Source organism: Cupriavidus sp. HPC(L), from assembly GCF_000307735.3.
In the GTDB taxonomy this organism is placed as follows: domain Bacteria; phylum Pseudomonadota; class Gammaproteobacteria; order Burkholderiales; family Burkholderiaceae; genus Cupriavidus.
Window position 1 is genome coordinate 1 of sequence record NZ_AMPR02000132.1, and the last position, 8,060, is coordinate 8,060.

An 8,060-nucleotide genomic window follows, 5' to 3' on the forward strand; every position below is an offset into this window, starting at 1 on the left:
TGACGCGCGGCCATGCGCTGGAAACGCTGGCCGGTGTCACCGATGTCGTGCTGGACAAGACCGGCACGCTGACCGAGGGACGCTTCGCCGTCGCCAACGTGATTGCGCTCGGCGCCTTGGCGCAGTCCGAATGCCTGGCGCTGGCCGGCGCGCTGTGCCGCGGCGGGGAGCATCCGGTGGCGCGGGCGCTGGTCGCCGCGGCTGGGGACCGGACATTCGCACGACGATTGACGCGATTGCGCAACCATCCGGGACAGGGTGTGGAGGCGTTGCTCGACGGCCGCCCGATCCGGATCGGGCGGCGCGATTTCGTTGACGCGCTCGCGATGTGCGGCGACGACGATGATGACTCCGACAACGCCTCCGACAACGCCTCCAGCAACGCGTCCGACAACGCCATCAAAAACAGTACGAACAACGCCGCCGGCGATCAGGCAGCCCTCGACGCGCTGCGCCAACATCTGCACGACGGCGCGTCGCCGGTGTGGTTGGGCGACCGGCACGGCCTGCTTGCCGTCTTCGTGCTGTCGGACACCGAGCGCGGGCAGGCGGCCGAGCTGCTGGCGCGCCTGCACGCGCTGGGCTTGCGCTGTCATCTGATATCGGGCGACAGCCAGGCGACGGTGTGCTGGTGGGCCCGGCATTTCGGCATCCACGCCGCGCACGGGCGCGTCAGTCCCGAGGGCAAGCGCGACTACGTGGCGGCGCTGCAGCGCGACGGCGCCGTGGTGCTCGCGATCGGCGACGGCATCAACGATGGGCCGGTGCTGGCGCAGGCGCAGGTGTCGATCGCGCTGGGCAGCGGCGCGCCGCTCGCGCAGGTCGGTGCCGACGCGGTGCTGACCCACGACGGCATCGCCGACGTCGCCACCGCGCTGGCGATCGCGCGCCGCACGCGGGCGGTGATCCGGCAGAACCTCGGATGGGCCTTCGCGTACAACGTGGTGGCCATTCCGCTGGCCGCGAGCGGCCACGTCACCGCATGGATGGCCGGCGTCGGCATGTCGCTGTCCTCGCTGCTGGTGGTCGCCAATGCCTGGCGCCTGCTGCGCGTGCCGAAGGGGCGCTAGCGATGGACGCGCTGTAATGGATACGCTGTTCCTGCTGGTGCCGATGAGCCTCGCGCTGGTCGTGCTGATCGCGGCCGCGTTGTGGTGGGCGCTGCGCGCCGGCCAATACGACGATCTCGAGCGGCCGGGGCAGGCGATCCTGCTCGACAACGACCGTCCCGATATGCCCCGAAACGCAGGCGGGCGCCGCGGCGCGGCCGCGCCGTAGCGATGGCCGTTGCGTGAATCACTACCGAGGTTCCCCGGGGCGCGGTGCATCTGCACGGCGCTTGATCCGGATCAAGGGCGCGCCGTCCGACCCCCTCTACATTGTCCCCATCGATTTCTAATCCATATCCATCCTTGGGGGTCTGAATGGATGTCACCGCCGCCGGCCTGACCGGCACGGCCACGCCCGCGCGCGCCGCCGACACCTTCAACTATCACGTCGTGAGGCAATTCGCCGTCATGACCGTGGTATGGGGCATCGTCGGCATGGCGGTCGGCGTGCTGCTTGCCGCGCAACTGATCTGGCCTGAACTCAATTTCGATACGCCGTGGCTGTCGTTCGGACGGCTGCGTCCGCTGCATACCAATGCGGTGATCTTCGCCTTCGGCGGCAGCGCGCTGTTCGCGACGTCGTACTACGTGGTGCAGCGGACCTGCCAGGTGCGCCTGTTCGCCGGGCCGCTGGCGGCGTTCACCTTCTGGGGCTGGCAAGCGGTGATCGTCGCCGCGGCGATCACGCTGCCGCTGGGCATCACGACCTCGAAGGAATACGCCGAGCTGGAATGGCCGATCGACCTGCTGATCACGGCGGTATGGGTCGCTTACGCGACCGTGTTCTTCGGCACCATCGCCCGCCGCAAGACCCGCCACATCTACGTGGCCAACTGGTTTTTCGGTGCCTACATCCTGACGATCGCGATCCTGCATGTCGTCAACAACATCGAGCTGCCGGCGTCGCTGTGGAAGTCGTATTCCGCCTATGCCGGCGTGCAGGACGCGATGGTGCAGTGGTGGTACGGCCATAACGCGGTCGGCTTCTTCCTGACCACCAGCTTCCTCGGCATGATGTACTACTTCATTCCGAAGCAGGCCGAGCGCCCGATCTACTCGTACCGGCTGTCGATCGTCCATTTCTGGGCGCTGAACTTCACCTATATGTGGGCCGGTCCCCACCATCTGCAATACACCGCGCTGCCCGACTGGGCGCAATCGCTGGGCATGGTGTTCTCGCTGATCCTGCTGGCGCCGTCGTGGGGCGGCATGATCAACGGGATCATGACGATGTCGGGGGCCTGGCACAAGCTGCGTACCGATCCGATCCTGAAGTTCCTGGTGGTGGCGCTGTCCTTCTACGGCATGGCGACCTTCGAGGGTTCGATGATGTCCATCAAGACGGTCAACGCGCTGTCGCACTACACCGACTGGACCATCGGTCACGTGCATTCGGGCGCGCTGGGCTGGGTCGCGATGATCACGATCGGCTCGCTGTACTACCTGGTGCCGCGGCTGTTCGGCCAGCAGAAGATGTACAGCACGCGCCTGATCGAATGGCACTTCTGGATCGCGACCATCGGCGTGGTGCTCTATATCGCCTCGATGTGGATCGCCGGCGTGATGGAAGGGCTGATGTGGCGTGCCACGCAGCCGGACGGCACGCTGACCTATGCCTTCGTCGAAGCGGTCAAGGCCAAGACGCCGTTCTACCTGATCCGTCTGCTGGGCGGCCTGTGCTTCCTCGCCGGCATGCTGCTGATGGCGTGGAACGTCGCGCGCACCATCGCCGGCCGCCGCGCCTTCGATGCGGTGATTCCGGCGAGTGCCAGTGCCGCGGCCGCCGTGGCCGCGACCGCCCCCGCAGCCTGAACGTCATCCGGATTCCATCATGTCCCAACAACGACGCTTCCTTTCGCACGAGACGCTGGAGAAGAACATCGGCTGGCTGATCGTCTGCACCATCGTGGTGGTCAGCATCGCCGGCTTCGTGCAGATCCTGCCGCTGTTCTTCCAGCATTCGACTACGCAGCCCGATCCGGGCATCGTCCCTTACTCGCCGCTGCGCCTGATGGGGCGCGACATCTATATCCGCGAGGGCTGCGTCGGCTGCCATTCGCAGCAGGTGCGCACGCTGCAGGCCGAGGTCGAGCGCTACGGCCCTTACTCGACCGCCGGCGAGTCGGTCTACGACCATCCGTTCCTGTGGGGCTCCAAGCGGACCGGCCCCGACCTGGCGCGCGTCGGTGGGCGCTACTCGGACGACTGGCAGCGCATCCATCTGCGCAATCCGCGCGACGTCGTGCCCGAGTCGGTGATGCCTTCGTATCCGTGGCTGGCCAGGACGGCGCTGCCGACCGACGACATCCGCCAGCGCATGCGCACGCTGCGCACGCTCGGCGTGCCGTACAGCGAGGCCGACATCGAAACGGCGCCCGACGCGCTGGAGGGAAAGACCGAAGAGGACGCGCTGGTGGCCTATCTGCAGGGCCTCGGCACCAATCGGCGCGCCGTGGGCGCGCCCAGCGCAGGGCAATGACCATGGCGACCTTGACCGCGTTTTCCACGCTGATCTTCCTCGTCGTCTTTATCGGCATCGTCTGCTGGGCGTGGTCCAGCGGCCGGCGCCACGCCAATCGGGAAGCCGCCTGGCTGCCGTTCGCGCTGCCCGACGAGGCCGGCAGCGACAACACCAGCGACAACACCAGCGGCGGCGCCGCGCGTCCGCAGGCGATCGAGCAGGGACATTGATGTCATGAGCGACTTTATTTCGGATTTCTGGGGCTACTACATCGGCGCGATCGCGCTGGGCGGCATCGTCTGGTGCGTCTGGCTGCTGTTTTCGCAGACGCGCGTCGCCAAGGGAGCGGCCGCATCGAACGCCCCCGCGGGCGCCGATCACGGTGCACCGACGCAGGACACCGGCCACGTCTGGGACGGCGATCTGCGCGAGCTGAACAACCCGCTGCCCCGCTGGTGGATGTGGATGTTCCTGCTGAGCTGCGTGTTCGCGCTCGGCTATCTGGTGCTGTATCCGGGCCTCGGCGCGTATCGCGGCATGCTCGGCTTCACCAGCCAGGGCGAGCTGGCGGCGCAGCGGCAGGCCGCGCTGCGCGGCCAGCAGGCGGTGTACGGCAAGTACATGGATCTGAAGATCGAACAGGTTGCCGCCGATCCCGAGGCGCGCGAGATCGGGCAGCGGCTGTTCCTGAACTACTGCGCGCAGTGCCATGGGTCCGATGCGCGCGGCAGCCGCGGCTTTCCCGACCTGACCGACCGCGACTGGCTCCATGGCGGCGATCCGGCCACGATCATGCAAAGCATCGCCAAGGGCCGGCATGGCGTGATGCCGTCGTTCGCCGCCGTCATCGACGAGAAGGGCGCCGGCGATGTCGCGCAATACGTGCGATCGCTGGCGGGCCTGGCCTTCAACCCGATCCGCGCGGCACGCGGCGAGCCGTTGTTCAAGTCGACCTGCGTCGCCTGCCACGGTGGCGCCGGCAAGGGTAACCAGGCGCTCGGCGCGCCCAACCTGACCGACAAGGTCTGGCTGCACGGCAGCGCCGAGGCGAATATCGTCAAGGCGATCCTGCAGGGACACGACAACCGGATGCCCGCGCACGAGGACATCCTGACGCCCGAGCGCATCCGCATGCTGACCGCATACGTGTGGGGACTGTCGGCCGACAGCGGCACGATGCCGGCCGCGGGGCAATGATGGACACCGCTTGCGGCAACCGGTCTCGCATGCCGACTCGTCCGGAGCAGCCATGAACGCGCCAGGCATCGACTCGGCCGAGGCCTCGCTGTACGAGGTCCGGCGCAAGATCTATCCGCGCGCCGTGAGCGGGGCGTTCGCCAACTGGCGCATCGCCATGGTGCTGGCCACGCAGCTGGTGTTCTACGGCACGCCGTGGCTGCAATGGAACGGCCGCCAGGCGGTGCTGTTCGACCTCGGCGCGCGAAAGTTCTATCTGTTCGGCCTGGTGCTGTGGCCGCAGGACGTGATCTACCTGGCCGTACTGCTGGTGATCTCGGCGCTGTCGCTGTTCCTGTTCACCGCGATCGCCGGACGGCTGTTCTGCGGCTATGCCTGTCCGCAGACCGTCTACACCGAGATCTTCCTGTGGATCGAACGCAAGGTCGAGGGCGACCGCATCGCGCGCATCCGTCTCGACGGCGAACGCTGGGGCCTGCGCAAGCTGCGGCTGAAGGCAGCCAAGCACCTGCTGTGGATCGCGATCGCGCTGTGGACCGGCTTTACGTTCGTCGGCTACTTCTCGCCGATCGATGCGCTGGGCCGGGCGGTGCTGGACCTGTCGACCGGGCCGTGGGAAACGTTCTGGGTCGGCTTCTATGCGTTCGCCACCTGGGGCAACGCCGGCTTCATGCGCGAGCAGGTCTGCAAGTACATGTGCCCGTATGCGCGGTTCCAGAGCGTGATGGTCGACAAGGACACCTATGTGGTGACCTACGACACGCGGCGCGGCGAGCCGCGCGGCTCGCGCTCGCGCAAGGCCGACCCGCGCGCGCTGGGCATCGGCGACTGCGTGGACTGCAGCATCTGCGTGCAGGTGTGCCCGACCGGCATCGATATCCGCGACGGGCTGCAGTACGAGTGCATCGGCTGCGGGGCCTGCATCGATGCCTGCAACCAGGTCATGGACAAGATGCGCTATCCGCGCGGACTGATTCGCTACACCTCCGAGAACGCGATGCGGCGCGCGCTGTCCGCGGCCAATGCGCGCCGCCGCGTGGTCCGCCCGCGCATCGTGCTGTATGCGGTGCTGTGGCTGGCGCTGGCCGGCGGCTTCGTCTGGTCGGTCGCGGTGCGCACGCCGCTGAAGGTGGACATCATCCGCGACCGGCAGGCGCTGGCGCGCGAAGTGGAAGGGCGCTGGATCGAGAACGTCTACCGGCTGCAGCTGATCAACACCACCGAAGGCGAACTGGACGTGGCCATCGCGGCGGAAAGTCCTGGCCTGCCGGGGCTGTCCGTCGAATACGAGCGCGCTGCCGGCCATCTGGCGCCGACGTCGAACCGGCTGCTGCCGCTGCGGTTGCGCGTGCCGCTGGAGCAGGCCGCGTCGGGCACCCATGTGGTCGACATCGTCGTCAGCGGCTCGTCCGCAGCGCCTGGAGCCGGGCCCGGAGCCGAGCGCGTGCAGGTGCGGCAGTCCACCCGCTTTTTCGTTCCCGACCAACCGTAACGAGGCATCGACATGTCCCAATGCAAACCGTGGTGGAAGGAGCCGTGGCCGTGGCTGCTGATCAGTGGCCCGGCGCTGGCGATGATCGGCTGTGCCGTGACGATCTGGGTCGCGCTGCGGCACGCGGACCGACCGATCGTCGACGGCGTGGTGCGTCAGGGGCTGCTGGTCCGGCAGGCGGCGACGCCGGCGGCGGTGGCGGCTTCGGCTGCCACGCAGGACTCGCGCGACGCGGTCGATCCCCGATCGGTGGCACGGCCATGAAGGCGCGCTGGCTGATGTGGGTGCTGTGGCCCGCCTTCGTCGGCGCGGCCGTGGCCTTCGTGCTGGTGTTTTCGCTGATCGATCCGCGCGATCTGCGCGTCTTCGGGCGGCCGCTCGAGCTGTCGCACGGCGCCATCTATACGATCGGCTTCGTGGTCGCGTGGGCGGTGTGCGCGCTGTCCAGCGCGCTGACGCTGTGCATGCTGCCGGCATCGATGCTGGCCCCGATGTCGTCGCCGATGTCCGCGGCCGACGAACTGGAGTAGGGCGATGGCAATGCTGGCAGCGGCTGCCGCCGGCGTCACGGCCGCGACTGCCGCGCGGGGATCAGCAGGCGGTCTTGCCCAGCAGCTGGCGGATGCCGTCCATGTCGACCAGCTTCACGTGGCGCTGGCGGATCTGGATCAGGCCGGCCTCGGCGAAGCGCGAGAACAGCCGGCTGACGGTCTCGAGCTTCAGGCCCAGATAGCTGCCGATTTCCTCGCGGCTCATCCGCAGCACGAACTCGGACGGCGAATAGCCGCGTGCCGACAGGCGCTCGGACAGGCTGATCAGGAAGCCCGCCAGCCGCTCCTCCGCGCGCATCGAGCCCAGCGTGATCAGCATCATCTGGTCCTGCGTGATTTCCCGGCTCATCAGCCGCATGAACTGGTGCTGCAGCGAAGGCAGCGAGGCCGACAGCGTCTGGATCTCGTCGTAGCGCACCACGCAGACCTCGGTGTCCTCGAGCGCGGTCGCGTCCGACGCATGCCGCATCTCGGTCAGTCCATCGAAGCCGACCACTTCGCCGGGCAGGTGAAAGCCGGTGATCTGCGCGCGGCCGTCTTCCATCGTCACGTGGGTCTTCAGCGTGCCGAAGCGGATCGCATAGACCGCGTCGAGCGGATCGCCGAGGCGATACAGCGGTTCGCCCTTGCGCACGCGCACGCGCTCCTGCACCAGCGTGTCCATCTTCTCGACGTCCTGCGCCGACATGCCGACCGGCAGGCACAGCTGTCCCAGCGAGCAGGTGGAGCAGCGGGTCGATTGGTCGTTCAGGGGAATGGCGTTCAGCAATTGGAATCCGCGCGAAGGGAAGGGACTGCCATCGACGGCGCGATGGGCGCGATGGGCGTGAAGCAAGCGGCCATTCTACCGTGCCCCATGCCGGCGAGGGGAGCCTGACATGGCGATCGGCGTACTGGCCAGCGTGTTTCTGCTGGCGCTGTTGGGCGGCGTCCACTGTGCGGCGATGTGCGGCGGCATCGTGCTGGTGCTCGAGGGCAACGATGCCGGGCAGGCCGCGCCGGTGGCGCTGTACCGCAGCCGCGCGGCGTGGGTGCGCGAACTGCTGGTGCTGCATGCCGGCCGCCTGAGCGCCTACGCCTTGCTCGGCGCATTGCTAGGCGCGGTCGGCGCGGCCGCCTGGAAGGCGCAGTATCTGCCCGTGCAGCGGGCGCTGTTCGCCGCCGGCAGCGCGAGCCTGCTGCTGGCGGGGCTGTGGACGTTGGGTGCCGCGCGGCTGGTTGGAGCGATCCCCGGCGTCGATGCCGTGGCG

Annotated in this window: 11 protein-coding genes; 10 read left to right on the forward strand and 1 reads right to left on the reverse strand. The window is 68.1% G+C overall.

Annotated features, from left to right (window positions below):
* The 9 genes from B551_RS09690 to B551_RS09730 form a co-directional block, all read left to right on the forward strand.
* A partial coding sequence (locus B551_RS09690; protein ID WP_023263979.1) for a cation-translocating P-type ATPase occupies positions 1-1,070 on the forward strand: 1,070 nt, incomplete at its 5' end.
* 16 nt (positions 1,071-1,086) lie between these two features.
* Positions 1,087-1,278 (forward strand): cbb3-type cytochrome oxidase assembly protein CcoS, encoded by a 192-nt coding sequence (gene ccoS, locus B551_RS09695; protein WP_006576823.1) that lies wholly within the window; start codon positions 1,087-1,089, stop codon positions 1,276-1,278.
* A gap of 146 nt (positions 1,279-1,424) precedes the next feature.
* Positions 1,425-2,921: a cytochrome-c oxidase, cbb3-type subunit I gene (ccoN, locus tag B551_RS09700; protein WP_006576824.1), complete on the forward strand. Its 1,497-nt coding sequence runs from the start codon at positions 1,425-1,427 to the stop codon at positions 2,919-2,921.
* A 19-nt stretch (positions 2,922-2,940) separates the two neighbouring features.
* Positions 2,941-3,588 carry a cytochrome-c oxidase, cbb3-type subunit II gene (gene ccoO / locus B551_RS09705; protein WP_006576825.1) on the forward strand — a complete coding sequence of 216 codons (648 nt, stop codon included), beginning with the start codon at positions 2,941-2,943 and terminating at the stop codon, positions 3,586-3,588.
* Between the two features lie 2 nt (positions 3,589-3,590).
* The gene (locus B551_RS09710) at positions 3,591-3,800 is read left to right on the forward strand and encodes a CcoQ/FixQ family Cbb3-type cytochrome c oxidase assembly chaperone (protein ID WP_043438507.1); all 210 of its coding nucleotides are present in this window, start codon (positions 3,591-3,593) and stop codon (positions 3,798-3,800) included.
* Positions 3,801-3,804: 4 nt separating this feature from the next.
* Positions 3,805-4,767: a cytochrome-c oxidase, cbb3-type subunit III gene (gene ccoP, locus B551_RS09715; RefSeq protein WP_006576827.1), complete on the forward strand. Its 963-nt coding sequence runs from the start codon at positions 3,805-3,807 to the stop codon at positions 4,765-4,767.
* A 52-nt stretch (positions 4,768-4,819) separates the two neighbouring features.
* Positions 4,820-6,259, forward strand: a complete 1,440-nt coding sequence (gene ccoG, locus B551_RS09720) for a cytochrome c oxidase accessory protein CcoG (protein ID WP_006576828.1) — start codon at positions 4,820-4,822, stop codon at positions 6,257-6,259.
* Positions 6,260-6,271: 12 nt separating this feature from the next.
* Positions 6,272-6,523: a FixH family protein gene (locus B551_RS09725; RefSeq protein WP_006576829.1), complete on the forward strand. Its 252-nt coding sequence runs from the start codon at positions 6,272-6,274 to the stop codon at positions 6,521-6,523.
* Positions 6,520-6,789, forward strand: coding sequence for a hypothetical protein (locus tag B551_RS09730; protein ID WP_006576830.1), 270 nt, complete (start codon positions 6,520-6,522; stop codon positions 6,787-6,789). The genes B551_RS09725 and B551_RS09730 overlap by 4 nt, the downstream gene beginning before the upstream one ends.
* A 61-nt stretch (positions 6,790-6,850) precedes the next feature.
* Here B551_RS09730 and fnr read toward each other — a convergent pair whose 3' ends face one another.
* Complete coding sequence (fnr, locus tag B551_RS09735) at positions 6,851-7,498, reverse strand: fumarate/nitrate reduction transcriptional regulator Fnr (protein ID WP_370646882.1); 648 nt, start codon at positions 7,496-7,498, stop codon at positions 6,851-6,853.
* Between the two features lie 190 nt (positions 7,499-7,688).
* On the opposite strand from fnr, the gene B551_RS09740 reads away from it, so the two are divergent.
* The coding region (locus B551_RS09740; protein WP_023263980.1) for a sulfite exporter TauE/SafE family protein at positions 7,689-8,060 on the forward strand (372 nt) is incomplete at its 3' end.

What these genes read in the sequence shown, in the direction of transcription:
- ccoG (WP_006576828.1), top strand. Translation starts at nt 4,820, where the DNA reads ATGAACGCGCCAGGCATCGACTCGGCCGAGGCCTCGCTGTACGAGGTC.
- ccoN (WP_006576824.1), top strand. Translation starts at nt 1,425, where the DNA reads ATGGATGTCACCGCCGCCGGCCTGACCGGCACGGCCACGCCCGCGCGC.
- B551_RS09710 (WP_043438507.1), top strand. Translation starts at nt 3,591, where the DNA reads ATGGCGACCTTGACCGCGTTTTCCACGCTGATCTTCCTCGTCGTCTTT.
- ccoO (WP_006576825.1), top strand. Translation starts at nt 2,941, where the DNA reads ATGTCCCAACAACGACGCTTCCTTTCGCACGAGACGCTGGAGAAGAAC.
- ccoS (WP_006576823.1), top strand. Translation starts at nt 1,087, where the DNA reads ATGGATACGCTGTTCCTGCTGGTGCCGATGAGCCTCGCGCTGGTCGTG.
- B551_RS09725 (WP_006576829.1), top strand. Translation starts at nt 6,272, where the DNA reads ATGTCCCAATGCAAACCGTGGTGGAAGGAGCCGTGGCCGTGGCTGCTG.
- B551_RS09730 (WP_006576830.1), top strand. Translation starts at nt 6,520, where the DNA reads ATGAAGGCGCGCTGGCTGATGTGGGTGCTGTGGCCCGCCTTCGTCGGC.
- ccoP (WP_006576827.1), top strand. Translation starts at nt 3,805, where the DNA reads ATGAGCGACTTTATTTCGGATTTCTGGGGCTACTACATCGGCGCGATC.
- fnr (WP_370646882.1), bottom strand. Translation starts at nt 7,498, where the DNA reads ATGTCGGCGCAGGACGTCGAGAAGATGGACACGCTGGTGCAGGAGCGC.